This window comes from Arthrobacter oryzae (assembly GCF_031454875.1).
GTDB lineage: Bacteria > Actinomycetota > Actinomycetes > Actinomycetales > Micrococcaceae > Arthrobacter > Arthrobacter oryzae_D.
The window spans coordinates 67,584-91,655 of the sequence record NZ_JAVDRQ010000012.1 but is presented as its reverse complement, the minus strand read 5'-3'; the positions used below and the strand labels follow the sequence as shown (position 1 = coordinate 91,655).

The 24,072-nt window shown below is 66.0% G+C and carries 25 protein-coding genes; 13 read left to right on the top strand and 12 right to left on the bottom strand.

The annotated features are described in order from the left end of the window. A complete protein-coding gene (locus tag J2805_RS19715) occupies positions 1-300 on the top strand; it encodes a hypothetical protein (RefSeq protein ID WP_309979269.1) in 300 nt (99 codons plus the stop codon). An 18-nt stretch (positions 301-318) separates the two neighbouring features. Further along, positions 319-525, top strand: coding sequence for a hypothetical protein (locus J2805_RS19710; RefSeq protein ID WP_309979267.1), 207 nt, complete (start codon positions 319-321; stop codon positions 523-525). A gap of 61 nt (positions 526-586) precedes the next feature. Here the strand turns inward: J2805_RS19710 and glpX are convergent, their stop codons facing one another. After that, entirely contained in the window at positions 587-1,609 is a 1,023-nt protein-coding gene (gene glpX, locus J2805_RS19705; protein ID WP_175417425.1) for a class II fructose-bisphosphatase, read from the bottom strand. A gap of 194 nt (positions 1,610-1,803) precedes the next feature. Between glpX and J2805_RS19700 the strand changes: the two genes are divergently transcribed. The 3 genes from J2805_RS19700 (at position 1,804) to J2805_RS19690 (ending at position 4,643) form a co-directional block, all read left to right on the top strand. After that, on the top strand, positions 1,804-2,511 hold the full coding sequence (locus J2805_RS19700; RefSeq protein WP_309979266.1) for a DUF4245 domain-containing protein: 708 nt from the start codon (positions 1,804-1,806) through the stop codon (positions 2,509-2,511). A 9-nt stretch (positions 2,512-2,520) separates the two neighbouring features. Further along, complete coding sequence (locus J2805_RS19695; protein WP_309979264.1) at positions 2,521-3,135, top strand: carbonic anhydrase; 615 nt, start codon at positions 2,521-2,523, stop codon at positions 3,133-3,135. A gap of 86 nt (positions 3,136-3,221) precedes the next feature. Further along, positions 3,222-4,643, top strand: a complete 1,422-nt coding sequence (locus J2805_RS19690; protein WP_309979262.1) for a class II fumarate hydratase — start codon at positions 3,222-3,224, stop codon at positions 4,641-4,643. 229 nt (positions 4,644-4,872) lie between these two features. Here J2805_RS19690 and J2805_RS19685 read toward each other — a convergent pair whose 3' ends face one another. Continuing rightward, a complete protein-coding gene (locus J2805_RS19685; protein WP_309979260.1) occupies positions 4,873-5,343 on the bottom strand; it encodes an NUDIX hydrolase in 471 nt (156 codons plus the stop codon). Positions 5,344-5,380: 37 nt separating this feature from the next. Then, positions 5,381-5,941: an A24 family peptidase gene (locus J2805_RS19680; RefSeq protein ID WP_309979258.1), complete on the bottom strand. Its 561-nt coding sequence runs from the start codon at positions 5,939-5,941 to the stop codon at positions 5,381-5,383. A 57-nt stretch (positions 5,942-5,998) separates the two neighbouring features. On the opposite strand from J2805_RS19680, the gene J2805_RS19675 reads away from it, so the two are divergent. Then, the gene (locus tag J2805_RS19675; RefSeq protein ID WP_309979255.1) at positions 5,999-6,796 is read left to right on the top strand and encodes a hypothetical protein; all 798 of its coding nucleotides are present in this window, start codon (positions 5,999-6,001) and stop codon (positions 6,794-6,796) included. Between the two features lie 28 nt (positions 6,797-6,824). Further along, on the top strand, positions 6,825-7,469 hold the full coding sequence (locus J2805_RS19670) for a GNAT family N-acetyltransferase (RefSeq protein ID WP_309979254.1): 645 nt from the start codon (positions 6,825-6,827) through the stop codon (positions 7,467-7,469). Between the two features lie 50 nt (positions 7,470-7,519). Here J2805_RS19670 and J2805_RS19665 read toward each other — a convergent pair whose 3' ends face one another. Together J2805_RS19665 and J2805_RS19660 are read right to left on the bottom strand one after the other, a co-directional pair. After that, the gene (locus J2805_RS19665; RefSeq protein ID WP_309979252.1) at positions 7,520-8,962 is read right to left on the bottom strand and encodes a PhoH family protein; all 1,443 of its coding nucleotides are present in this window, start codon (positions 8,960-8,962) and stop codon (positions 7,520-7,522) included. Positions 8,963-9,231: 269 nt separating this feature from the next. Beyond that, entirely contained in the window at positions 9,232-9,993 is a 762-nt protein-coding gene (locus J2805_RS19660) for an isoprenyl transferase (RefSeq protein WP_309979395.1), read from the bottom strand. A 212-nt stretch (positions 9,994-10,205) separates the two neighbouring features. Here J2805_RS19660 and trhA point away from each other — a divergent pair, with 212 nt between their 5' ends. Further along, positions 10,206-10,877 (top strand): PAQR family membrane homeostasis protein TrhA, encoded by a 672-nt coding sequence (gene trhA, locus J2805_RS19655; RefSeq protein WP_309979393.1) that lies wholly within the window; start codon positions 10,206-10,208, stop codon positions 10,875-10,877. A 76-nt stretch (positions 10,878-10,953) separates the two neighbouring features. Here trhA and J2805_RS19650 read toward each other — a convergent pair whose 3' ends face one another. From J2805_RS19650 to mca, 3 genes are all read right to left on the bottom strand, one after another. Further along, a complete protein-coding gene (locus J2805_RS19650; protein ID WP_309979389.1) occupies positions 10,954-13,233 on the bottom strand; it encodes a thioredoxin domain-containing protein in 2,280 nt (759 codons plus the stop codon). Next, complete coding sequence (locus J2805_RS19645) at positions 13,211-13,591, bottom strand: hypothetical protein (protein ID WP_309979250.1); 381 nt, start codon at positions 13,589-13,591, stop codon at positions 13,211-13,213. The genes J2805_RS19650 and J2805_RS19645 overlap by 23 nt, the downstream gene beginning before the upstream one ends. Positions 13,592-13,657: 66 nt before the next feature. Beyond that, entirely contained in the window at positions 13,658-14,563 is a 906-nt protein-coding gene (gene mca / locus J2805_RS19640) for a mycothiol conjugate amidase Mca (RefSeq protein WP_309979248.1), read from the bottom strand. A 94-nt stretch (positions 14,564-14,657) separates the two neighbouring features. Between mca and J2805_RS19635 the strand changes: the two genes are divergently transcribed. Next, on the top strand, positions 14,658-15,116 hold the full coding sequence (locus tag J2805_RS19635; protein ID WP_309979247.1) for a DUF4307 domain-containing protein: 459 nt from the start codon (positions 14,658-14,660) through the stop codon (positions 15,114-15,116). 203 nt (positions 15,117-15,319) lie between these two features. After that, the gene (gene greA, locus J2805_RS19630; protein ID WP_307051641.1) at positions 15,320-15,814 is read left to right on the top strand and encodes a transcription elongation factor GreA; all 495 of its coding nucleotides are present in this window, start codon (positions 15,320-15,322) and stop codon (positions 15,812-15,814) included. Positions 15,815-15,906: 92 nt separating this feature from the next. On the opposite strand, the gene J2805_RS19625 is transcribed toward greA, so the two are convergent. The 4 genes from J2805_RS19625 to J2805_RS19610 form a co-directional block, all read right to left on the bottom strand. Next, complete coding sequence (locus J2805_RS19625; RefSeq protein WP_309979246.1) at positions 15,907-16,533, bottom strand: rhomboid family intramembrane serine protease; 627 nt, start codon at positions 16,531-16,533, stop codon at positions 15,907-15,909. Positions 16,534-16,542: 9 nt separating this feature from the next. Beyond that, complete coding sequence (gene ilvA / locus J2805_RS19620) at positions 16,543-17,781, bottom strand: threonine ammonia-lyase (protein WP_309979245.1); 1,239 nt, start codon at positions 17,779-17,781, stop codon at positions 16,543-16,545. Positions 17,782-17,784: 3 nt separating this feature from the next. Further along, positions 17,785-19,170, bottom strand: coding sequence for an AI-2E family transporter (locus J2805_RS19615; protein WP_309979243.1), 1,386 nt, complete (start codon positions 19,168-19,170; stop codon positions 17,785-17,787). A 96-nt stretch (positions 19,171-19,266) separates the two neighbouring features. After that, positions 19,267-20,217: an aldose 1-epimerase family protein gene (locus J2805_RS19610; protein WP_309979241.1), complete on the bottom strand. Its 951-nt coding sequence runs from the start codon at positions 20,215-20,217 to the stop codon at positions 19,267-19,269. A 183-nt stretch (positions 20,218-20,400) separates the two neighbouring features. Between J2805_RS19610 and galT the strand changes: the two genes are divergently transcribed. The 3 genes from galT to J2805_RS19595 are packed head-to-tail and all read left to right on the top strand — an operon-like array spanning position 20,401 to position 23,980. Beyond that, positions 20,401-21,549, top strand: coding sequence for a galactose-1-phosphate uridylyltransferase (gene galT, locus J2805_RS19605; RefSeq protein WP_309979239.1), 1,149 nt, complete (start codon positions 20,401-20,403; stop codon positions 21,547-21,549). Beyond that, positions 21,546-22,721: a galactokinase gene (gene galK / locus J2805_RS19600; protein WP_309979238.1), complete on the top strand. Its 1,176-nt coding sequence runs from the start codon at positions 21,546-21,548 to the stop codon at positions 22,719-22,721. The genes galT and galK overlap by 4 nt, the downstream gene beginning before the upstream one ends. 20 nt (positions 22,722-22,741) lie before the next feature. After that, entirely contained in the window at positions 22,742-23,980 is a 1,239-nt protein-coding gene (locus J2805_RS19595; RefSeq protein ID WP_309979236.1) for an acetyl-CoA C-acetyltransferase, read from the top strand. The last annotated feature ends 92 nt before the right edge of the window (positions 23,981-24,072 follow it).

Sequence of the window (24,072 nt, the reverse complement as noted above, 5' to 3'; positions counted from 1 at the left end):
GTGGATGAGCTGATCGCAGCCGGGGATTCCTTCGTCTCGGCCCACGGCTCCGATTTCCCTTGGCCCAAGACCGCCTTGTGCAGTATTGAAGAACTGCGCCGAATGGTGGGTGCCCATCCGGGTATGCGCGGGATGAAGACAGCCCGCCTCGCCCTGCCTGAAATCCGTGTCGGTGCCGACTCGCCCCAGGAAACCCGGATGCGGTTGGTCCTAGCCCGCTCGGCCCATGGCGAGCCTGTGCTCAACTACGTCATTAGGAACACTTGGGGACAGCCTGCCGTATGGCCTGATGCGGCCTAGCCGGCAGAACGGATCGCGTTGCAGTACGACGGCGGTCACCACGCCGCTCCCCTCCAGACCAGCAGCGACATCCGCCGTCAGGCCCTGACCGAGCGGCTGGGCTGGCGTGAAGTCAGGGTCTACAAGGAGGATCTCGACGGCGACAAACCGTTCCTGCTCGACAAGGTCCGCGCGGCCACGATGCGCCGCACCGAACGGCAAACAACAGCGCGAACGTACAGTTGAGGCCCGCAGGTTCGGGGCCCCAAGTGTACGTTCGCGCTGAACGAAGGGTGGAGCGGAGGGGCTAGCTCTTGCGGGCGTAGCCTTCCCACTTGCTGGCCTGGTGCTCGCCGTCCACGAAGCGGATGGTGCCGGACTTGGACCGCATCACGATCGACTGGGTCAGGACCTTGTCCTTGGAGTAGCGAACACCCTTGAGGAGGTCGCCGTCGGTGATGCCCGTGGCCGCGAAGTAGCAGTTGTCGCTGGAGACGAGGTCGTTGGTGGACAGCACCCGCTCGAGGTCGTGCCCTGCGTCAATGGCCTTCTGCTTCTCGTCATCGCTCGTGGGCCAGAGGCGGCCCTGGATGACGCCGCCGAGGGACTTGATGGCGCACGCCGCCACGATGCCTTCCGGCGTTCCGCCGATGCCCATCAGAGCGTCAACGCCGGTGCCGGAACGGGCAGCAGCGATGGCGCCGGCGACGTCGCCGTCCATGATGAACTTGGTCCGGGCACCGGCTTCGCGGATTTCCTCCACGAGGGGACGGTGGCGGTCCCGGTCCAGGATCATGACGTTCAGCTGGTTGACCTTAACGCCCTTCGCCTTGGCGATTAAATGCAGGTTCTGCTTGACGGGGAGTCGCAGGTCGACCATGTCCGCCGCTTCCGGGCCCGTGACGAGCTTCTCCATGTAGAACACGGCGGAGGGGTCGAACATGGAGCCGCGCTCGGCGACGGCCAGGACGGCCAGGGCGTTGTTGATGCCCAGGGCAGTCAGGCGGGTTCCGTCAATGGGGTCGACGGCGACATCGCACTCGGGGCCGGTGCCGTCACCGACGTGCTCGCCATTGAAAAGCATGGGAGCTTCGTCCTTCTCGCCTTCACCGATGACCACAACACCATTGAAGTGGACGGTCTGGAGGAAGGAACGCATGGCGTCGACTGCTGCGCCGTCAGCCTTGTTCTTGTCCCCGAAGCCCACCCAGTGGCCACCGGCGATTGCCGCGGCTTCGGTGACGCGAACAAGTTCCAGGGCAAGGTTGCGGTCAGGCTCGTCAATGCCAACGGCAAGCGACGGGGAAATCGTGGAGTACTGCTGGGTCATAGGCGCTGGTGACACGTGAACCTCTTCTTCGAGTGGCGATCATTGAACCCGTACGGCCGGTATCAGTCCGTCACGGTGATTCCTCTGGTACTGATCATAGTCGCGGGAGCATCCGAAGGTCATGGGATGACCACCCCGTGAAACGCGGCGTTTCCTCACAGAGGGAATGGCGCGAATATGAGAACAGCGTTCACATGCGCGACTATGGAAGCGTGAGCGAAACGCAGGACAAGTCCACCCCCGAGACCCCAACACCCGGCACTGACTCCCCCGCGGGCATCGCCGGCGCTGCCGATACGCCCGTGGTTAAGCCCGTTATCCGCGCTGCGGCAGCGAAAAGGGCCAACGCCTCGGTCATCGGGATGATCATCGCTCTGGTGGTGAGCGTCGCCGCATTCCTGCCCATCGTCTTGATGAATCCCTCGCCGAAGTCCGACGGCTACCGGCCGAACGTCAACGTCAGCGCCGTCGCCCAAAATGCTGCCGGTGTGGCGGGATTCACACCTGTGGCGCCGGAGGTCGGCGACACATTCAGTCCGAATTACGCCCGTTGGGAGTCCGGGACCGGCAGCGGGGTCCCTGTGTGGGAGGTCGGTTACCTCACGCCCAAGGAATCATTCATCGGCCTCGTCCAGACCGCCCGGGCAAATCCCACCTGGCTGCTCCAGGAGACGAAGAATGCCCCCGTCACGGGAAACCGCAACGCCGGCGGCCTCGACTGGGAACTGCGGGATACCGGAAAGGGCGAGAAGAGCATGGTGCTCGAACACAAGGGCACCACCGTCGTCCTGACGGGCACGGCGCAACTCGACGAGCTCGCGGTCCTCGCGGACGCCGTCGTGAAGTCGCTCGAAAGTAACCCGGCCGCAACGGTTTCACCTTCGCCCGCCCCTTCACCGTAAAGTGGCCCCGTGGCTACTTACCTGACTCCCGCTCTGGCTTGGCGGCGACTGCGTGAAGGAAATGAACGCTTTGTCGCCGGAGAATCTTCGCACCCCAACCAGGACGCATCGCGACGTTCCTCCCTTGTCGAGAACCAGCACCCGTTCGCGGTCATCTTCGGCTGCTCGGATTCCCGGCTCGCGGCAGAAATCATCTTCGACCTCGGCCTGGGGGACGCCTTCGTCGTCCGCACCGCCGGCCAGGTGATCGACGACGCCGTGCTCGGCTCGCTGGAATACAGCATCGGCGTGCTCGGCGTTCCGCTGATCGTAATCCTCGGACATGACAGCTGTGGAGCGGTCAGCGCCACCAAGGCGGCCGTCGAGACCGGCCAGATGCCCACGGGCTTCATCCGCGACCTCGTGGAGCGGATCACCCCTTCCGTCCTGACCTCCCTTCGCAACAACGAAACCGAGGTCAACGACATGGTGGTGGAGCACGTCAAGCAGACCTCCCAGCGGCTGGTGGACAGCTCCCGTGTGATTTCCACCGCAATCGAGACCGGCAAGGCAGCGGTCATCGGCCTGTCCTACAGCCTCGCGGAAGGCCGGGCGGACCTCGTTTCGGGAATCGGCGAGCTGTAACCGACTGCCGCCGTCGGCGCCATCCGGCGCCGACGCAAGCCCTTCACGGTTTTCGAAGCGGCCGCCAATCGCCCTAAGCTAGCCCCATGACTTCCACTGAAGAATTCCGCATTGAACATGACACGATGGGCGAAGTCCGCGTCCCCGTGAACGCCCTGTACCGTGCACAGACGCAGCGTGCAGTTGAAAACTTCCCCATTTCCGGCAAAACCCTGGAACGCGCGCACATCGAGGCCCTGGCACGGGTCAAGAAGGCTGCTGCCCAGGCCAACGCAGAACTTGGAGTGCTCGACGGCGAGCTGGCCAAGGCGATCGCGGACGCCGCCGATGAGGTTGCTGCCGGTAAGTACGACGGCGACTTCCCCATCGACGTCTTCCAGACCGGCTCCGGCACGTCCTCCAACATGAACACCAACGAGGTCCTCGCCGAACTGGCCACCCGTGCCCTGAAGGCCGCCGGCAGCGACAAGGTGGTCCACCCGAACGACCACGTCAACGCCTCGCAGTCCTCCAACGACGTCTTCCCCACGTCGGTGCACGTTGCCGCCACATCGGCCCTGATCAACGACCTCATCCCGGCCCTCGGCTACCTCGCCGAGTCGCTGGAGCGCAAGGCCGTGGAGTTCAAGGACATCGTGAAGTCCGGCCGCACGCACCTCATGGACGCGACCCCGGTGACCCTGGGCCAGGAGTTCGGCGGCTACGCAGCGCAGGTCCGCTACGGCATCGAGCGCATCAATGCCTCCCTCCCCCGCGTGGCTGAGGTTCCGCTCGGCGGCACCGCCGTCGGCACCGGCATCAACACCCCTGCCGGTTTCCCGGAGCGCGTCATCGAACTGCTCGCCACCGACACCGGCCTGCCGCTGACCGAAGCACGCGACCACTTCGAGGCCCAGGCCAACCGCGACGGCCTCATCGAAGCCTCCAGCCAGCTGCGCAACATTGCGATCTCCTTCATGAAGATCAACAATGACCTCCGCTGGATGGGCTCCGGCCCCAACACCGGCCTCGGCGAAATCGCCATCCCGGACCTGCAGCCGGGCTCCTCGATCATGCCGGGCAAGGTCAACCCGGTCATCTGTGAGGCGTCCATCATGGTCTGCGCGCAGGTCATCGGCAACGACACTGCCATTGCCTGGTCCGGCACCAACGGCGCCTTCGAACTGAACGTCGGCATCCCCGTCATGGCCGCCAACCTGCTCGAGTCCGTGCGCCTGCTGGCCAACACCAGCCGCGTCATGGCCGACAAGATGATCGACGGCATCATCGCCAACGTCGAGCGCGCCCGTTTCCTCGCCGAGGCATCGCCGTCCATCGTCACTCCGCTGAACAAGTTCATCGGCTACGAGAACGCCGCCAAGATCGCCAAGAAAGCTGTCGCCGAGGGCCTCACTATCCGCGAGACCGTCGTCGCCATGGGCTTCCTGGAGCGCGGCGAACTGACCGAAGAGCAGCTGGACACGGCACTGGACGTCATGTCCATGACCCGCCCGCCGCACAAGGCATAGGTCCCCACCGCCTCCCTTGCTAACGGAGGCCCCGAGTACGACGGCGGCCGCTCACCTTCCCAGCGAAGGTGAGCGGCCGCTTTGGGTTAGGCAGTTCCGTTCGGCTGGGGCCGCAAGTGTCCGTTCGCGCTCGGAGCGGGGCCACAAGTGTCCGTTCGCGCTCGGAGCGGGACCGCAAGTGTCCACCTGAAAGGCAGTCAGCCGCCGTCTAGGCTCATCTGCCGGAGGCTCACGGTTCGTAGTGGACCGTGTCCTCCGGCAGCAGCGCCCGCCTGATGCACTCGCGGTCGCCCGGCCTGAGCTCCGGGAGCCCCTCCAGCGGAAACCAGCCCACGGCCAGTGATTCGTCGTCGTTCACGCGCGCTTCACCGGAAACGTGGCGGCAGCGGAACACGATGTCCAGGAAGTCGCACACGTCCCCGTTGGGGAAAGTCACGGGGCCCACAACACCCACCGACACCATGCGCTCAGTTTCCGCCACGACGGCGGTCTCTTCGAAGATCTCCCGCACCAGCCCGGGCGCGGGGTGCTCGCCGGGCTCCAGCAGTCCGGAGATCAGGGCCCACCGCCCGTTGTCTGAGCGCTGGCCAAGCAGGACGTGGCCGTCCTCGTTGAAAACAACTCCCCGCACGGCGGGAATCCACAGCGGGTCATGGCCTATTTTTTCACGGAGTTTTAGGACGAAATCAGGTGCTGGCATACCTTCAGCCTAACCGCAGCAGGGCAGGCTCAGGCGCTCAGCCCGCGGGCAGCAGCAGCATTGCGGCGGCGGAGCCGGCCAGCATGAAGGGACCGAACGGGATGTCCGATTTGAGTGTGCCGCGGCGGGCAGCGAGCAGGCCGAGGCTCCAGAGCCCGCCGAGCAGGAAGGCCGCGAAGGTCCCGGCGAACACATGTCCCCAGCCGAGGTAGCCGAGGTACATGCCCAGCACCCCGGCGAGTTTTACGTCGCCGAATCCCATCCCCGGCGGATAGACCGCGCGGAGGATGAAGTAGAAGAGCCACAGCACCGCTCCCCCGGCCAGAATCCGGACTCCCGGCAGCCCGAAAAGCCGGGCAGCGCCGTCGGGCACTGCCTCGGCATCCGCGCCGGCCAGCAGGACCGTGACGGCCGCCGCCAGCAGCAGTACGCCGCCCACGGCGTAGGAGGGGAAAACAATCCTGTTCGGTAAAAGGTGGTGCCTGACGTCGATGACCGTAAGCCGCACAGCCATCACGCCGAAGTAGGCGCAGGCAGCCAGCACCAGCCAGAAGGCCAGCGGAGTGGGTTCCCACAGTTCGCCCAGTCGTTGGATCACCCTCGGATGCTACTGGATTTCCCGCCTGGCCGCTGAGCCCGCGCGTAAACTGTGGATATGTCGACATGGGACGCGAGGCGCCAGGGGGAAACCGGTCAGCAGAATGGGCCCGCAGACATGGCCACGAAGTTCCGGAACCTTTGCCGTTCCTCGCCTTGGAAATGGCAATCCCTCCGCTTCGAGTACATCGACAGGCCCATCCCCGACCCGGACAACACGGTGCACGCCTGGCTTCGCCGGCCCGGTGCCCTCCGGCTGGAGTCGGCGGCCGGCGTGGTGCTGCACAGCACAACCGGCATCAACGACTCAAAGGACGGGTTCTACGTCAGTTCCACGCGGAAGTCGTGGCTGCTGCCTCCGCAGCTGGTCACCCCCGTGTACGACGACGGCGGGCTGGTCCGGCGCCGCCCGGAGGCCGCCTACGGCGAACCCTGCTTCGGTAACGGACGCTTTGCCGCGGCGCTGGATCCCGTGGAACTGGCCGGCAATGCCCCGGTTCCCATCGAGTTCCCGAACACCAATGCCGTGGAGCTCGGCGCCATCACCGCGGTGGACCATGAGGGCCGCCCCGCGCTGGAAACCATCGTGACCCCCAATGCCGCCTACACGCCCGCAGACCGCGAAGCGCCGCTGTGCCGGCCGGGCCGCAACCTCATCCGGATCGACCTCGGCACCGGGGTATGCGTGTCCAGCCTCTCCCTTGAGGACGAGTCGAAGCACGTTGGCCACTGGCTTCGGATCCTGGCCGTGGATGAGTACATGCTGGATGACCTCTTCGTGGCGGAATCGATGAACCTGACCGACGTCCGCCGCCATATCAGCTGGGACATCTCCCGAGGGCATGTGACTGGCTGAGGGCTGCAGGGATGGCTAAGCTTCCCTGATGACCGACCTCGCCGCCATCTGGCCGCCCCTGGGCCTCACCCTGACCACACCCCGGCTAGTGCTTCGGCCGATCCGGGACGACGACATTCCCGCGCTCGTCGAAGCTGCGCTCTCCGGCATCAGCGAACCGGGCCGCAGCCCCTTCAGCACGCCGTGGAATGAGTTTCCTGCCGAGAAGCTGGGCCCCAACATGGCGCAATGGTACTGGCGCTGCCGGGCCGGGGTTACGCCGGAGGCATGGACAATGCTGCTTGGCATCTGGCACAACAGTGAGATCATCGGCTGCCAGGACATCGAGGCCAGGGATTTCGCAACCCTGCGGACCGTCACCACAGGCTCCTGGCTCAAGAGGTCCGTGCACGGCCGGGGTTTCGGCAAGGAAATGCGCGCCGCCGTCATCAGCTACGCCTTCGACCACCTAGAAGCGGAAGTCGCCGAGTCAGAGGCAGCCGCCTGGAACGAGAAATCCCTGGGCGTCTCCCGCGCGCTCGGCTACGAACTGAACGGCGTCACCCGATCCGCCTGGGGCGGCATCCGGCAGGACGTCCAGAAGGTCAGGGTGACCCCGGAGCAGTTCAAACGCCCCGACTGGGCCCTCAAGGTCGAAGGCCACGAAGCCACCGCCAAGTACCTGGGACTCTGAAGGGCCGAGGCGGGCGAACCTGGCCACGGCCCTTCAGCAGTAGTCCCGGCTTAGATTTCCGCCCCTTCAAGCAGTTCCGTGACAAGCGCCGCGATCGGCGAGCGCTCTGACCGGGTCAGGGTGATGTGCCCGAAGAGCGGGTGCCCCTTGAGGGTCTCGACGACGGCGGCAACGCCGTCGTGCCGGCCGACGCGCAGGTTGTCGCGCTGGGCGACGTCGTGGGTCAGGACGATCTTCGAGTTCTGGCCGATCCGGCTCATCACCGTCAGAAGGACGTTTTTCTCGAGCGACTGCGCCTCATCGACGATCACGAACGCGTCATGGAGCGAGCGGCCGCGGATGTGGGTCAGCGGCATGACTTCCAGCATTCCTCGGTCCATGACTTCCTCGACTACCTCCTGGCTGACCAGCGCTCCGAGGGTGTCAAAGACGGCCTGCGCCCAAGGGTTCATCTTTTCCGCTTCGGAGCCCGGCAGGTAGCCGAGCTCCTGCCCGCCCACCGCGTACAGCGGCCGGAAGACGATTACTTTGCGGTGTTCGCGGCGTTCCAGCACCGCTTCGAGGCCCGCACAGAGAGCCAGCGCGGATTTTCCGGTGCCGGCCCGTCCGCCGATTGACACGATGCCGACGGAGGGGTCCATCAGCATGTCGATGGCCAGCCGCTGTTCCGCGGAACGGCCGTGCAGCCCGAAGACGTCACGGTCCCCTTTGACCAGCCGGACCTGTTTGTCCGCGCCCACCCGGCCCAGGGCGGAACCCCTGTTCGAGAGCAGCACCAGGCCGGTATTGACGGGCATCTCGGCTGCTGCCGGGATGAAGACGGGCTCGTGGCCGTAGAGGGTGGAGACGTCCTCCTCGCTCGCTTCGACCTCTGCCACCCCGGTCCAGCCCGAGTCCTTCACGAGCTCGTTGCGGTACTCATCGGCGAGCAGTCCCATGGCCGAGGCCTTGACACGCATGGGCAGGTCCTTGGAGACCACCGTGACGTTGCGGCCCTCATTGGCGAGGTTCTTCGCGACGGCGAGGATCCGGCTGTCGTTGTCCGCCCCGCGGAATCCCGCGGGAAGCACTTCGGTGGAGATATGGTTCATTTCCACCATGAGGGTGCCGCCGTCATCGCCCAGGGGAATGGGCCGGTCAAGTCCGCCGTGCTGGACCCGGAGGTCGTCCAGGAGCCGCAGCGCCTTGCGGGCGAAGTATCCCAGTTCGGGGTCGTGCCGTTTGCCCTCAAGCTCCGTGATGACCACGATCGGGACGATGACTTCGTGTTCCGCGAACCGCAGCAGCGCGCGGGGGTCCGAGAGCAATACCGAGGTGTCGATGACAAAGCTCCACACAGTGTCGTCCGGTCCGGCAGTTCCCCCGGATACAGCAAGACCGGCTGCAGCATCATGATTTGCTGCACCGGCCTGTGAGGTGCCTCGCTTGGCGCGAGAGGTAGCTTTCTCTCCCTGGTCGGAAATGACGTCGGGCAGTTGTTCAGAAATAGCCACATCGACTCCAGCCCCGGGGCGTACGCCCGGATTTTTTATAGGTGAGGCGGATCGGCCGCGAGGCCGGTTCCGGCCTCCCATACATCCGGTGCGAAAATCCGCTCCATGTACTGGCCTCCCCGATTAGCGGGCAATTTGCCTGCTAATGAAAACAACGTAATTCCCCCGGCGTTTGATTCCCAAACCATTTCGCGGCGATTCTTGTTGCGGTCACGTGAACTTCCCGTGAACCGCCCGTGACCGGCGCTTTGGTCACAGGAAACCCGGCGTCAGGAGCCGAAACGCCGCTGCCTGCCGGCGTAGTCCCGCAGTGCCCGCAGGAAGTCCACTTTGCGGAAGGCGGGCCAGAGGGCCTCACAGAAGTAGAACTCGCTGTAGGCGCTTTGCCACATCAGGAATCCGGACAGCCGCTGCTCCCCCGAAGTGCGGATCACCAGGTCCGGGTCCGGCTGCCCCCGGGTGTACAGGAACCGCGAGATGTCATCGACCGTGAGCTCATCCGCGAGCTTGCTGATGTCCTCGCCCCGGGCCACGGCGTCGTGCAGCAGTTCCCTCACTGCGTCCACGATTTCACGGCGTCCGCCATAGCCCACGGCGACGTTGACGTGGAGTTTTTCATGTGCCGGGGTCCGAGCGGTGAGCTTGTTCAGCCGTTCGGCCAGGTAGTCGGGAAGCAGTTCCGGTGCCCCCATGGCATGGACGGAGACGTCCTCATCCTCATCCAGCCGGTCAAGGGTATTGGCGATGATGCCCATCAACAGGTCCAGCTCTTCGCCGGATCGGCTCATGTTGTCCGTGGAGAGCATGTACAGCGTGACCACTTTGACGCCGAGTTCCTGGCACCAGCCGAGGAACTCGTGGATTTTGTCCGCCCCCGCCTGGTGTCCCTGGCTGGTGGGGGCATTGAACTGCTTGGCCCAGCGGCGGTTGCCGTCCACCATCACTCCGATGTGTCTGGGGATTCGGTCCTTGTCCAGCGCGCGCAGGAGCTTGCGTTCATAGAAGCCATAGAGGATCCCGGGCCACTCCATCCGGAGACTCACCTGACTTCCTTGATGTATGACGGCAGTGCATTCCTAGGCTACCCGCCCGCAACCGGCACACCGTGCACGGAGTTCCAGCATTCGGGCGCCATCGAGGTTACTCCGAAGTAACTTACTGGAACGTAGTTTATTCTTGACCCATGGAAAGCAATAGTCCCCACCCGGGGTCGGGAGCAGGCCGCAGCCGTAAATCGGGCCCGATGGATGAAGCGGCGGTCAGGCTGGCGGAACTCCTGATGATCAAGCCTAAATGGCGGGGCTGGATCCATACCGTCACAGCGCCGCTGGCGTTTGCTGCGGGGCTTGTCCTGATCCTGCTGGCCCCCACAGCCGACCTGAAAATCGCTTCTGCCGTCTACGCCGTGACCGGGGTGCTGCTCTTCGGAATCAGTGCCGTGTACCACCGCGGGAACTGGTCTCCCGGGGTCAGGATGGTCCTGAAGCGCCTGGACCACACCAACATCATGCTGGTGATCGCAGGGAGCTACACGCCGCTGGCGTGGGCCCTGCTGGAACGGCCCAAGGCCGTGGTACTGCTGTGGGTCATCTGGTCCGGGGCGATCCTGGGCGTACTGTTCCGGCTGCTGTGGACCGATGCCCCCCGCTGGCTCTACGTGCCCATCTACATTGCCCTGGGGTGCGGCTCGCTTTTCTACCTGCCGGAATTTTTCGCGGCCAGTGTTGCCTCCGCCGTCCTGATCTGCGTGGGCGGCGCCCTGTACATAGCAGGGGCGGTTTTTTATGCGCTCAAGAAGCCAAACTTCAGTTACCAGCACTTTGGCTTCCACGAGCTCTTCCACGCGTTCACCGTGTTCGCCTTCGCCGCGCACTTCATCGCCATCGCTATCGCGGTCCTCGGTCGACCCGCCTGAGGCGGCACGCCTAAGTCCCACCGCCTATTTCCGACCTGGTCCGGGCCTACCCGCCTAATTCCGGCCCGGTCCGGGCTTACCCGCCTGAAGGCAGTCCGGTCATGGCCGCCAGGCGCTCCCGCAGTTCGGCCACGGTTCGCATCGGACGTTCGCACACCATCCCACGGCACAGGAACACCTGCGGCGAGCCGTCGGACGCCGCCGTCCTGCCCTCCAGCAGCGGCACCGCGGACGGAACAGGACCGGCAGGAGGCGCACCGGCGTCGGGCGTCACCGCAACCACCAGCCCCGGGCTGGCGGACAGCAGGGCGGCGCGATGGAGCGCCGCCCGCGCCGGACCGTCGGGCCCGACGACGGCGGCCTCCACAGGACCCGACAGCACGGCCTGCGCCGTGGCCAGGAGGCAGCCTGCCGCCCGGGGCGCACGCGTTGCCAGCGGCGGAAGCAGCAAAAGAATATTGCCGGCCATGATCCGGTGGTCAACGGAACCGGAAAGCGCCGAGTAGCCCAGCAGGGCGCCGGCGAATGCAGCCGCGCCGCTGGGTGTGGCGTTGTCGAAAGGTTCAAGGCCCGCCCGCTGACCCTGCGCGTTGAACACCTGGGAGGATTCCCCGGCCGTATCAACCAGTGTTCCGTCTGCCGCGAACCTCAGGCAGGCGGCCGCCAGGATGGCTTCGGCCAGCCGGTACCACCGCTCAGCGCCGGTGACCCCGTAAAGGGTCAGGAGCCCGTCAACGCAGAAGGCATAGTCTTCGAGCAGCCCGCCTATCCCCCTCGCCTGGCCTGCATGAGACACACGCACCAGGGTGCCGGGTTCCGCGGCCTGATCCCCGGCGCCCGGGACCTGCCAGTGGACCCGCTCGAGGTAAACGGCGGCCTGCTCGGCTACAGCCACCAGGTCGGGCCGGTCCAGGACCACGCCTGCTTCGGCCAGCGCGGCGACGGCCAGCCCGTTCCAGCCGGCCACTACCTTGTCGTCCCTGGCGGGCTGCGGACGCGCTGTTCGGGCATCCAGGAGGCGCGGCCGGATCCGGTCCCACAGGACGCTCTCGGCATCGTCGAGCCTGCGTCCCGGGTGAAGCGGAGAGGCCGTCGCCGTCACGGTGCCCTCGGCCCGGACATTCATCAGCCGCGCGGCAGCGGCACCGTCGTCAGGTCCCAGGACTTCCTGCAGTTCCGCCGGCGTCCAGAGGTAACTGGCCCCCTCGTGGTGCCGGCCTTCCACCACGGTGTCCGCGTCCAGTGATGAAGCGAACGCCTCCACCTGCCCTGCACCGACGCCAAGTGCGGCGATCATCCAGTCCGCAGTGCGAGCGGCAACGTCAGCCGCCTCGTCAGCGGGGTACACGGCATCGCCGCCGAGCCGGACCCAGTGAACGTAGGCACGCAGCAGTTGGGCGTTGTCGTAGAGCATCTTTTCAAAATGCGGCACGGACCAGTCACGCGTCACGGAATATCGGGCAAAGCCGCCGTCCAGCTGGTCGAAAAGCGCGGAGCGGGACATCGCGGCGAGCGTGCGGCCCGCCATGTCCCTGGCCGCATCAGCGGTATCTGACGCCACGGCAGCGTGCCGGACCAGGAATTCCAGCACGGGCGACGGCGGGAACTTCGGCGCGGTGCCGAATCCGCCGTCCTGCGGGTCTTCGGAGCGTGCCAGGACGCGGACCGCCTCGGCGAGCAGGCCCGCATCCAGGGGATCCGGCGGACCGGTCAGCTGGAGAGCAGCCGCAAGCTGGGATTCGGCCATCCCCCGGGCCAGCGACTCGGCGTTTTGTTCGACGCCCTCACGCCGTTCCAGCCATGCATCACGGACCGCCTCAAGCACCTGGCGGAACGACGGCCGGCCGGGCATGGGCCGGGGCGGGAAATAGGTCCCGGCATGGAAGGCGCGTCCGTCCGGCGTCAGGAAGACTGACATCGGCCAGCCGCCTTCGCCGCTGATGGCCTGGGTTGCGGCCATGTAGACAGCGTCCACGTCCGGTCGCTCTTCCCTGTCCACTTTGATGGCGACGAAGTTGGCATTGAGGAAGTCCGCTGTTTCCTGGTCTTCGAATGACTCGTGCGCCATGACATGGCACCAGTGGCACGCGGCGTAGCCGATGGACAGGAACACAGGCACGTCGCGTTCGGCGGCGAAGCTGAACGCTTCATCGCCGAAGGGCCGCCAATGGACCGGGTTGCCTGCGTGCTGCCTCAGATAGGCGGAAGGTTCCCCGCCAAGGGCATTGGATGCCCCTGGCCGGGCTCCGCCGGGCGCCGCGGCGTGCGACGGGTTGCCAGCTGGCGGGTTGCCGGCTGGCGGTGTACCGTCTGGCCTCTGGCCGGCTCCGCCGTTAGCGGCGTCCGCGGCCTTCATCACCGTTCGGTTCCGTCCGGAAATCGGCGCCGCTTTGGGGGCCGGAAGCCTGGGTGCCGGTGGCCTGGGCGCTGGCAGATTCGGCCCCGGCATCGCCGGTTCCCGGCACGTCCAGCAGGTCCTGATCTGCGGCGGCCAGTGCGGCCATGCGCTCCTCCTCGACCTGTGCACGGTAACGGACCCGGCGGATGCGCCGCACCATGTCCACGATGAGCAGCGTGGTGGCCAGCACGAAGAACGCCGTCATGATGAATCCCCACGTGCCCGGAGTCACCTGGTCTTCTGAGAGGCCCGGGCGCAGGGACGGCGTGGGGCTCGGCGCCGGGGTCGTCGCGAGGGCGATGAGCAAGTGATGCACGGTTAAACCTTCTGTGGAGCGTATTGAGGACCCTAACTTCTACGGGACATAGAAATGGGCCTGAATCTATCTTAGCCCTGCGAAGAGATCCTTTTCCGGCAGTTCCACGGGTACTCGGGACTGGATCAGGCTGTAGTCTTCCCACGGCCAGGCGCGGCGCTGCATGTCGGATGACACGGCGAAGAAGAATCCCAGCGGGTCCACCTGCGTGCGGTGGGCGCGGAGCGCGTCATCCCGGGCTTCGAAATAGTCCCCGCAATCGATCTGGGTGGTGGTGGGGTGCGTCGGGGCCGGCGGCGTGTGGCCTTCGGCATCAGCTTCGAGCCAGGCCGCAAGCCGTTCGGCGTACGGCGACTGCAGCCCGGCCTCTTCCAACGCAAAGTGCAGTGCACGGAACCGTTCGGGACTGAAGGCGCGATCGTAGTAAAGCTTGCTCGGCGCCCAGGGCTCGCCGATTCCCTGGTACCGCTCCGGATCGCCGGCGGCTTCGAACGCCTCGACCGCCACACGGTGGGCCATGATGTGGTCCGGGTGCGGATAGCCGCCGTTTTCGTCGTAGCTCAGGATCACCTGTGGCTTGAAATCGCGCACCAGCCTGACCAGCGGAGCAGCCGCCCGTTCCAGCGGCTGGAGGGCGAATGAGCCCGGCGGGAGCGGCGGAAGCGGGTCACCCTCGGGCAGGCCGGAATCCACAAACCCGAGCCAGCGGTGACGGATTCCCAGCACTCGGGCCGCGTTGTCCATTTCAAGGCGCCGGGCCCCGGCCATGTCGCGCTTCGGGTGCGGCTCGCCCTCCACGGCAGGGTTCTGGATGTCACCCCGCGACCCGTCCGTGCAGGTAGCCACCATCACGTCGACCCCTGCGGCGGCGTACATCGCCATGGTGGCTGCGCCCTTGCTCGATTCGTCGTCAGGGTGAGCGTGAACGGCCAGCAGGCGGAGCGGCTTTGACTGGTCTGCGGACGCTGTCATCTGAAACGGCTCACTTTCATCGGATTTCAAGGTTGCGGGTCTACGGCTGCGGGGACCGGAATTATCCCCTTCGGATCCACACTAAACTGGAATGGTGACTTCCGAGGATCAGCCGGCCGTTTCCGCGCCGGCAACTACCACCCTAGCCAATCGATACGGGGGCCAAAAGCGTGCCCTGTCCCGGAAGGCCAAGCGCAACATCGGACTAGCCGCACTCGCTGCCGGAATCGGTTTTATGGCCTGGATCTCCACCTCCCTGAACACCGAGACGGTGACGTTCAAGGACATCGGCTACAGCACCACTGACGCCACCCAGGCGGAAATCGACTTCCAGGTAACCAAGGATCCCGGTACCAGCGTCAAATGTGCCGTCAAGGCACTTGACTCCAAGTTTGCCGTGGTCGGCTGGAAAGTGGTGGATATCGGGCCAAACCCTGCTGACGCCACCGCCGACGGCGGACGCACCACCGCCCACCGCGCAGTGGTTCGGACGGAATCCCTCTCAGTTTCCGGCGTGGTGGACAGCTGCTGGATTCCGGACGCGGACAAGTAGCACGCAGCCGTTCCCGGCCCGCTTCCGGCCGCCGCCTGTGACCCACGCCGCAGGCCTTCTTTGGTTTGTCCACTGCATTGACTACAATGGATCAAATACCTTTACCCCGCTGAGCTGGTTACTGAGTCCCACAAGTGGCCACCGTGGCGGGGTCTTTGCTTGTTTGATCTCAAACTTGTTTGACCACGAAAAAGGAGAAGTCCGTGTCTACCACCAACAGCGCAACTGCAGCTTGGCTTACCCAGGAAGCTTTTGACCGCCTGAAGGCAGAGCTGGACCACCTCTCCGGCGCCGGCCGGGCGGAAATCGTCCAGAAAATCGAAGCTGCACGCCAGGAAGGCGACCTCAAGGAAAACGGCGGATACCACGCCGCCAAGGAGGAGCAGGGCAAGATCGAGGCCCGCATTCGCCAGCTCACCGTCCTGCTCCGTGACGCCCACGTGGGCGAGTCCCCGGCCGACGACGGAATCGTCGAGCCCGGAATGATCGTCGTTGCAAGGATCGCCGGCGACGAGGAGACGTTCCTGCTCGGCTCCCGCGAGATCGCGGGCGACTCTGACCTTGACGTCTTCAGCGAAAAGTCCCCGCTGGGTGCGGCCATCGTGGGCCACAAAGAGGGCGACAAGCTCAGCTACACCGCACCGAACGGCAAGGACATCACGGTGGAGATCATTTCCGCCAAGCCGTACGCAGGCTAGGGGCTCTAGCTCCGGAAGCGCGGCAATAGCCTACAAACGAACGACGCCGGCCGTCCCCACGAAGGGGATGGCCGGCGTCGTTCGTTAAAGGCTCATCTTTCCGCAGCCTGCCGCTCCTGCGGAACGCGCCGGGGCTTCAGCAGCATGGCCGCGGCGACGCCGCCGAGGGCACCGCCCAGGTGGGCCTGCCAGGAGACAAAGCCGGCGACGCCGGGGAGGATTCCGAACAGGATTCCGCCGTAGGTGAGGAACAGGACCACGGACAGCGCTATCTGCCACCAGCTGCGGTTGAAGAACCCGCGGACCAGCAGGAACGCGAACAGGCCGAAGACCAGGCCCGAGGCTCCAACTGTGATCCCCCAGCCGCCGATCAGCCACACCAGCGCTCCGGAGCCGAACCAGCTGAAGGCCACTGCCGTGAGGAACACCCGGAGCCCTGACATAAAAACGAGGAAGCCGAAGATGATGAGCGGCAACGCGTTGGAGACAACGTGGCCCAGGTTGGCGTGGAACAGCGGGAACGTGAGGATGTCCAGCAGGCCGTCCGCGCTCCGCGGCCGCAACCCGAACGTCCTGTTCAGGGAATGGAAGGTGGCAGCATTGACCAGCTCGATCGCGAACAGCAGCACGACGAACAGCCCGAGAACCAGCAGCCCGCCCTGGGCGCGTGCGGCAGGCGTGTGCCTCGTTTGCGGTTGTCCCCCCGAAGCGTCAAGCACCGTGGGCCCCTAGTGAACCACGATCGGCTGGAAACCCTCGGCACGGAGGGCGCCCAGGACCTGTTCACAGTGCTCATGGCCCTTGGTTTCCAGGTTGACGGTGATGGATACGTCTCCCATGCTGATGGAACCGCCCACCCTGGTGTGGTCAAGGCCTGTGACGTTGGCGTCGTTCTCGGCGATGATCCGGGCGATGGTGGCGAGCGAACCGGGCCGGTCATCCAGCATCATGCGCACTGTCATGTACCGGCCTGCCGCGGAAAGACCGCGCTGGATCACTTTGAGCATGAGCATCGGGTCGATGTTGCCGCCGGAGAGGATCACTGCCGTGGTGCCGGGATTCTCGATCTTGCCGTCCATCAGGGCGGCCACGCCCACGGCGCCGGCCGGTTCCACCACCATCTTGGCGCGTTCGAGCAGGAAGATCAGCGCCCGGGCGAGGGAATCCTCGCTGACCGTCACCACGTCGTCCACGAGTTCCCTGATGATACTGAACGGCAGCTGCCCCGGACGGCCCACGGCGATGCCGTCTGCCATGGTGGAGACCTTCTTCAGCGGCACCAGGGCGTCCGCGGCGAGGGACGGCGGGTAGGCCGCCGCGTTTTCGGCCTGGACGCCGATGATCCGGATGTCCCGGCCCAGCTCCCTGGCGCGTGCCTTCACCGCAACTGCCACGCCGGCCAGCAGCCCTCCGCCGCCGACGCCCATCAGGATGGTGTCAACGTTGGGGATCTGTTCCAGGATTTCCAGCCCCACGGTGCCCTGGCCGGCCACAACATCCACGTTGTCGAACGGGTGGACAAAGACCGCACCGGTCTCGTCGGCGTAGCGCTGGGCTTCGGCGAGGGCTTCGTCCACGTTGTGCCCGTGCAGGACCACTTCGGCGCCGTGGCTGCGGGTGGCGGCCAGCTTGGGCAGGGCCACGCCAAGGGGCATGTAGATCCGGGCCTTGATGCCCAGGCTCTTTGCTGCCACCGCCACGCCCTGGGCGTGGTTTCCGGCCGATGCCGCCACCACGCCGCGCTTTTTCTCCTCGGCCGCAAGCTTGGCCATGCGGACGTAAGCGCCGCGGACCTTGAAGGAACCCGCCCGCTGCAGGTTTTCGCACTTGAAGAAGACGTCGCCGCCTACCATGCTGCCCAGCGCCCGGGACGATTCCACCGGGGTCCGCGTAATAATCCCCTCAAGCAGCTTCTGCGCCTCCAGGACATTGTCCAGCGTGACGGGCAGGCTATTGAGGGTTTTCACGAACTAGTCTCCTTTGGGGAATTCGGCTGGGGCGTCCTGGCCGGCATGTCCGGCGGGAGTACCCGTTGACTGTGCGGCTCCATTGCCGCGGCCCGGATTCGCACCGGGAAGGTAGACATCCTTGAAGGTGTTGTCTTGGCTGGCTCCGGAGACCCCGGACACATCCGGGCTCACCGCCGCCAGCACTCCTTCATGTTCCCACGTTCTGGCAGCAATATATCGAATCGCCGAGTTTGCTACGGCCAGGATGGGCACGGAGAAGAGTGCGCCCGGGATCCCGGCCAGGTAGGAACCGGCTGCCACGGACAGAATGACCGCCACCGGGTGCAGGGCCACCGCCTTGCCCATAACCAGCGGCTGCAGGATGTGGCTCTCCAACTGCTGGACCAGCAGCACGATCCCCAGCATGATCAGCGCGTTGACCCAGCCGTTGGCCACGAGGGCAAGAAGCACAGCCACGGCTCCGGTCACCAGGGCGCCCACGATGGGGATGAAGGAACCTATGAAGACCAGCACACCCAGCGGGAGCGCCAGCGGAACTCCGATGATGGCCGCGCCCACTCCAATTCCCACGGCGTCCACGAATGCCACGAACATCTGGATGCGGGCGTAGCTGACCATGGACGTCCAGCCCTTGCGGCCTGCACCGAAGGTGGCGGCCCGGGCTTTCCGTGGCAGCAGCCGGACCAGGAAGGCCCAAATCCTGTCGCCTTCAAGGAGGAAGAAAATCAGGATGAACAACGCGAGGATGAGTCCTGCGGCAAAATGCCCGGCCGTGCTTCCGAATGACAGGGCGCCGCTGAGGATACTACTGCTGTTGTTCTGGAGTGCGGCCGTGGCCTCCTGCAGATACCGGTCGATTTGGGCGGCCGTCAGGTGCAGCGGACCTTCCGCCAGCCAGCCCTGGATCTGCTGGATCCCGGTCAGCGCTTCGCTCCACAGTTCGCTGAATCCCCGAACAAGCTGCCGTCCCACGAGCGCCAGGGAACCGCCGATGAGGCCCAGGAAGCCCAGCACGGTGATGGCGACAGCCCCGCCGTTCGGGATGCGCCGCGCCCTGAGCCATCGCGTGACGGGACTCAGCAGGCCGGCCAGCAGGGCAGCCACCATCACGGGGATGATGAGGAAGCTGATCTTACTCAGCAGCCAGATCAGCGCGGCGCTGACAAGGAGAATGAGCCCCAGCCGCCATGCCCACGAGGCGGCGATCCGCACACCGTAGGGAATGTCCTGGTCCAGTTCGCGGTCAGTACGCACCCGCGGCCTTCCTGCCGGACCAAGTGCTGCAGCCGCAACTGCGGCAGGCGCACCTGCTGCTGCGGCGTCGGGCAACCCCGCGCCGGTTATGGCGGGGCTATGGTCTGGTGCGGCGTCCTCAGCTGGCGTCATAGCCTTATACTTCCGCAGCATGGCCCCGATGGGAAACCGCCCCAGCCGCCGGCCGGCCCCCGCGACGGGCTGTTGCCAGCGCAACCCGATGTACGGCTACAGCGCGGCGCTGATGCCCCAGGTCATGGTGAACTGCTCGCCCGCTGCCAGCCAGCGCAGACCGTCGCCGCTGTTGAACGCATTTGCGGGTCCTGTCATGGGTTCGATGGCCACCGCTTTTGGCCTGCCCGGGAACTTATCCGTGACGAAGACATGCACGTAGCCGCAGGATTCGTCCTGCCAGAGGCTCACGCTGCGGCCGTCGGACGCCCGCAGCGTCTGGCGCGCTACGCCGCCGTCGAACACCAGGTCCGTATAGGCGACGTCGATATTGAGTTCCGCAACCGTTCGGCCGCCGCGCAGGTCCACATCGCCGCTGACCGGTTCCGCACTGCGGGGTATGAGGCGCTGGTCCGCCACGAGGCGGCTCCCGGCACCCACCGTAAGGACCAGATCTTCAGCAGGCACATCGCCGATCCTGAGATAGGGATGGGACCCGAGAACAAAGGGTGCGGATGCCTGGGAATCGTTGAGGAGCGTCTGGCGGACCACCAGGCCCAGGTCCCCGGCAAGCTCGTACTGCACGCGGTGCCGGACCAGGAAGGGGTACCCGTGCTGGGGAAAGATCGGGGCCTCCAGCGTTACCGAGAACTCGGATTCGTCCACGAGACCGTACGAGGCGTTGCGCAGCAGGCCGTGGCTGGCGTTGTTCCGGGACACTTCGGTGATGTCCAGCTGCTGCTTCTTGCCGTCCAGGTACCAGACGCCGTCTTCCACCCGGTTGGCCCAGGGTGCCAGTGTGATGCCGGTGGCTCCCGGCGGGATGTCCGCGTCCCCATAGGTTTCCGTGAGCTGGACGCCGCCGCGGTCGTAGAGCCGCAAGCCGGCGGCGAGTTCCGTGACCACGGCAAGGGCATCGCCGCGACGGAGCTCGTACTGCCCGCCGGAGGCATAGCGCCGCGGTGCGCCTGCGTCACTGCGGCCGGATTCAGGGCTGTTCAAAGTCATGGGCACAACCGTACCCGCTCATCCCTGCCGCCTCGTCCCGACGCAACTGCACCACCCTCGTCATGTTAACTTTTGTTCGAAACTATTTCTTTCTGATCGTTTTATGGGAGAATTGAAAGTGCCAGCCGTTCCGCCCGAGAGGTGGGGGACTCCGATGGCAGCCGCTCGCAAAGGACAAGACGCATGACACACATCACCAGCACCAACCTCGCCGATGGCCGGGAGCTGCTTTATTTCGATGACGCCACGCCCGGAAAGAGCACCCGCAGGCCGGAGATTATCCCGGACCTCCGCGAGCTGCCGGCCAGGAGCGAACCGGGCGAAGTCAGGTTTGATGCCCTCACCGGCGAGTGGGTGGCCGTGGCCGCGCACCGCCAGAGCCGCACACACCTGCCCCCGGCCGATCAGTGCCCCATCTGCCCCACCACACCGGCCAACCCCTCTGAGATTCCGGCGCCGGACTACGACGTCGTCGTCTTTGAGAACCGCTTTCCCTCCCTGGGACCTGCGCTCGGACCGGTTCCGGGCAGCGCCGGATGGGGGACCTCCGGCGCGGCCTTCGGCCGCTGCGAAGTGGTGTCCTTCACTCCCGAACACACCGGCTCCTTCAGCGAGCTGAGCGAAACGCGGGCACGTACCGTCGTCGAGGCCTGGGCTCACCGCACGGGCGCCCTCAACGCGCTGCCGGGCATCCAGCAGGTGTTTCCGTTCGAGAACCGCGGCGCAGACATCGGCGTGACCCTTCACCACCCGCACGGACAGATTTACGCCTACCCGTACGTCACGCCCCGCGCCGCAGTGATGGGAGCCGCCGCGCGGAAATTCTACGACGACGGCGACGGCCGCCAGACGCTGACCGGCTCGCTGCTGCGGTCAGAACGCGAGGACGGAAGCCGGATGGTCCTTGAAGGCGAGAACTTCAGCGCCTACGTCCCGTTCGCGGCCCGCTGGCCACTGGAAGTGCACCTGGTTCCGCACCGCCAGGTTCCGGACCTGGCCGCGCTCAGCGGAGAAGAGAAAGACGAACTGGCACACGTTTACCTGGATCTGCTCAAGCGGCTTGATGCCCTCTACCCCACGCCCACTCCCTACATCTCCGCCTGGCACCAGGCCCCCCTCGATGAGCTGCTGCGGCCGGCAGGCTACCTCCACCTGCAGCTGACCTCGCCCCGCCGGGCGGAGGATAAACTCAAATACCTGGCCGGCTCGGAAGCGGCCATGGGTGCCTTCATCAACGACACCACCCCCGAACTGGTCGCGGAGCGGCTGCGCACCGTCACCGTTCCCGCAGCAGCAGCACACAACCCAATCCCGGAAGGCGCACACGCATGACCGCCCCACTCAGCAACGGCGACCTGAGCAGCAGCGACCTGGCAGCACGGTTCCAGGACGCCTTCGGTTCCGCCCCGGAAGGTATCTGGCAGGCGCCGGGCCGCGTGAACCTGATCGGCGAGCACACTGACTACAACGACGGCTTCGTCCTCCCCTTCGCCATCGACAGGACAGCGCGGGTGGCCGTCCGGGTCCGTCCCGATTCCACCGTCCGGCTGCTTTCCACGTACGGCGACCAGGGCGTAACGACGGCGGACACCGCGACGCTGGACGGCTCACGGGCCAAGGGCTGGACCAAGTACCCCCTCGGCGTCATGTGGGCGCTGCAGGAGCGCGGCATTGCGGTGCCCGGGCTTGACCTGCTGCTGGACTCCAACGTTCCCCTCGGTGCCGGGCTCTCCTCGTCCCACGCCATCGAGTGCGCCGTCATCTCCGCCCTGAATGAACTGACGGGCGCCGGGCTGAAGGACGAGGAAATGGTGCTGGCCACCCAGCGCGCCGAGAACGACTTCGTAGGAGCCCCCACCGGCATCATGGACCAGTCCGCCTCGCTGCGCGGCGCCAAGGACCAGGCCGTCTTCCTCGACTGCAGGGACCAGAGCGTCCGCCTTGTCCCCTTCGAAACCGAACCGGCAGGGCTGGTCCTGCTGGTGATCGACACGAAGGTCTCCCATTCACATGCCGATGGCGGCTACGCCTCCCGCCGCGCCTCGTGCGAGCTCGGGGCCGAAGTGCTGGGCGTCAAGGCGCTCCGCGACGTTGGCGTTGAGGACCTCGACGAAGCCGGCGGCCTCCTGGACGAAGTCACGTTCCGCCGGGTCCGCCACGTCGTCACCGAAAACGACCGCGTCCTGCAGACCGTGGAGCTGCTGGGGACTTCCGGACCGGGCGCCATCGGGCCCCTGCTCGATGCCAGCCACCGTTCCATGCGGGACGACTTCGAGATTTCGTGCCCCGAACTGGACCTTGCCGTGGAAATTTCCCGCACCAGCGGAGCGATCGGCGCGCGCATGACGGGCGGCGGATTTGGAGGGGCCGCTATCGCCCTCACGCCCGTGGCCGCGGAACGCCAGGTGCGCACCGCCGTCGAACAGGCCTTCTCCCGCGCCGGGTACCGGAAGCCGGACATCTTCACCGTGACCCCGGCGGCCGGGGCGATGCGGCTCGTGTAGCTCGGGCGTAGGCTGGGCGCATGTCAGAAGCTGTCATTGTTTCCGCCGTCAGAAGCCCCATCGGGCGCGCCTTCAAGGGGTCCCTGAAGGACGAACGGCCGGACGACCTTGCCGCGGCGATGGTCACGGCCGCCCTGGACAAAATCCCGTCTTTCGACCCGCATGGCGGGGACGGCAGGGGCTTGGACGACGTCTACCTGGGTTGTGCTGAGCCGAGCGGTGAAGCGGGCTCCAATATGGCCAGGGTGGTCACCATCCTGGCCGGGCTGGACGGTGTTCCGGGCGCCACCATCAATCGGTTCTGCGCCTCCAGCCTGCAGACCATCCGCATGGCCTTCCATGCCATCAGGGCGGGCGAAGGGGACGCGTTCGTGGCTGCCGGCGTCGAGGCCGTGTCCCGGTACCCCAACTGGGCCGGTGCGGGCGAAACCGACGCCGGCACCCACAATCCGCTTTTTGAAGCAGCCCGGCGGCGCACGGAGGCGCGAGCTGCCTCCAACACGCCCTGGACCGACCCTCGGCTGGGCGGCCGGATGCCGGACATCTACATCGCGATGGGGCAGACCGCCGAAAACGTGGCAACCACGTACGGGATCAGCCGGGCAGAGCAGGATGCCTGGGCGGTCCTGAGCCAGAACCGGGCGGAGGCGGCCATAGCCTCGGGATTCTTTGCCCGCGACATCACCCCGTATACCCGCCGGGACGGCACCGTCGTGGAGCGGGATGACTCCCCGCGCGCCGGCGTCACCCTCGAGGCAGTTGCAGCGCTCCAGCCTGTGTTCCGCAGCAAGGGGACGGTGACTGCCGGCAACGCGTGTCCGCTGAACGACGGGGCCGCCGCCGTTGTGGTGATGAGTGATAACCGCGCCCGCGAACTGGGACTGGAACCGCTGGCACGGATCGTGTCCACGGGCGTCAGCGCCCTCTCCCCCGAACTCATGGGCATGGGCCCCGTCGAAGCAACCCGCGTGGCGCTGAAGCGGGCACGGCTGGGAATCCGGGACATCGACCTCGTGGAACTCAATGAGGCATTCGCCGTGCAGGTAGTGGCCAGCGCCCGTGAACTCGGCATCGACCATGCCAAGCTCAACGTCCACGGCGGGGCCATAGCCTTGGGGCACCCGTTCGGCATGACCGGAGCCCGCATGACCACCACGCTGCTGAACGGCCTCCGGGAGCGCGACGCAACGCTCGGGCTCGCCACGCTCTGCGTGGGCGGCGGCCAGGGAATGGCAATCGTTTTCGAGCGGCTCAGCTAAGTCCGGAAACGAACCCGGAATACGCTCCCCTCCAATGGGGAAGGCCCCGCCGTTTGGCGGGGCCTTCCTTTCCAGCTGAAAGTACGACGGCA

Excerpts from the sequence above, each read along its gene's own strand:
- galK (WP_309979238.1), top strand. The coding sequence starts at position 21,546 with ATGACCGCCCCACTCAGCAACGGCGACCTGAGCAGCAGCGACCTGGCA.
- J2805_RS19660 (WP_309979395.1), bottom strand. The coding sequence starts at position 9,993 with ATGGAGTGGCCCGGGATCCTCTATGGCTTCTATGAACGCAAGCTCCTG.
- J2805_RS19675 (WP_309979255.1), top strand. The coding sequence starts at position 5,999 with ATGTCGACATGGGACGCGAGGCGCCAGGGGGAAACCGGTCAGCAGAAT.
- J2805_RS19700 (WP_309979266.1), top strand. The coding sequence starts at position 1,804 with ATGCGCGACTATGGAAGCGTGAGCGAAACGCAGGACAAGTCCACCCCC.
- J2805_RS19615 (WP_309979243.1), bottom strand. The coding sequence starts at position 19,170 with ATGACGCCAGCTGAGGACGCCGCACCAGACCATAGCCCCGCCATAACC.
- mca (WP_309979248.1), bottom strand. The coding sequence starts at position 14,563 with ATGACAGCGTCCGCAGACCAGTCAAAGCCGCTCCGCCTGCTGGCCGTT.
- trhA (WP_309979393.1), top strand. The coding sequence starts at position 10,206 with ATGGATGAAGCGGCGGTCAGGCTGGCGGAACTCCTGATGATCAAGCCT.
- J2805_RS19595 (WP_309979236.1), top strand. The coding sequence starts at position 22,742 with ATGTCAGAAGCTGTCATTGTTTCCGCCGTCAGAAGCCCCATCGGGCGC.
- J2805_RS19670 (WP_309979254.1), top strand. The coding sequence starts at position 6,825 with ATGACCGACCTCGCCGCCATCTGGCCGCCCCTGGGCCTCACCCTGACC.
- J2805_RS19650 (WP_309979389.1), bottom strand. The coding sequence starts at position 13,233 with ATGAAGGCCGCGGACGCCGCTAACGGCGGAGCCGGCCAGAGGCCAGAC.
- glpX (WP_175417425.1), bottom strand. The coding sequence starts at position 1,609 with ATGACCCAGCAGTACTCCACGATTTCCCCGTCGCTTGCCGTTGGCATT.
- J2805_RS19685 (WP_309979260.1), bottom strand. The coding sequence starts at position 5,343 with ATGCCAGCACCTGATTTCGTCCTAAAACTCCGTGAAAAAATAGGCCAT.
- galT (WP_309979239.1), top strand. The coding sequence starts at position 20,401 with ATGACACACATCACCAGCACCAACCTCGCCGATGGCCGGGAGCTGCTT.
- J2805_RS19610 (WP_309979241.1), bottom strand. The coding sequence starts at position 20,217 with ATGACTTTGAACAGCCCTGAATCCGGCCGCAGTGACGCAGGCGCACCG.
- J2805_RS19690 (WP_309979262.1), top strand. The coding sequence starts at position 3,222 with ATGACTTCCACTGAAGAATTCCGCATTGAACATGACACGATGGGCGAA.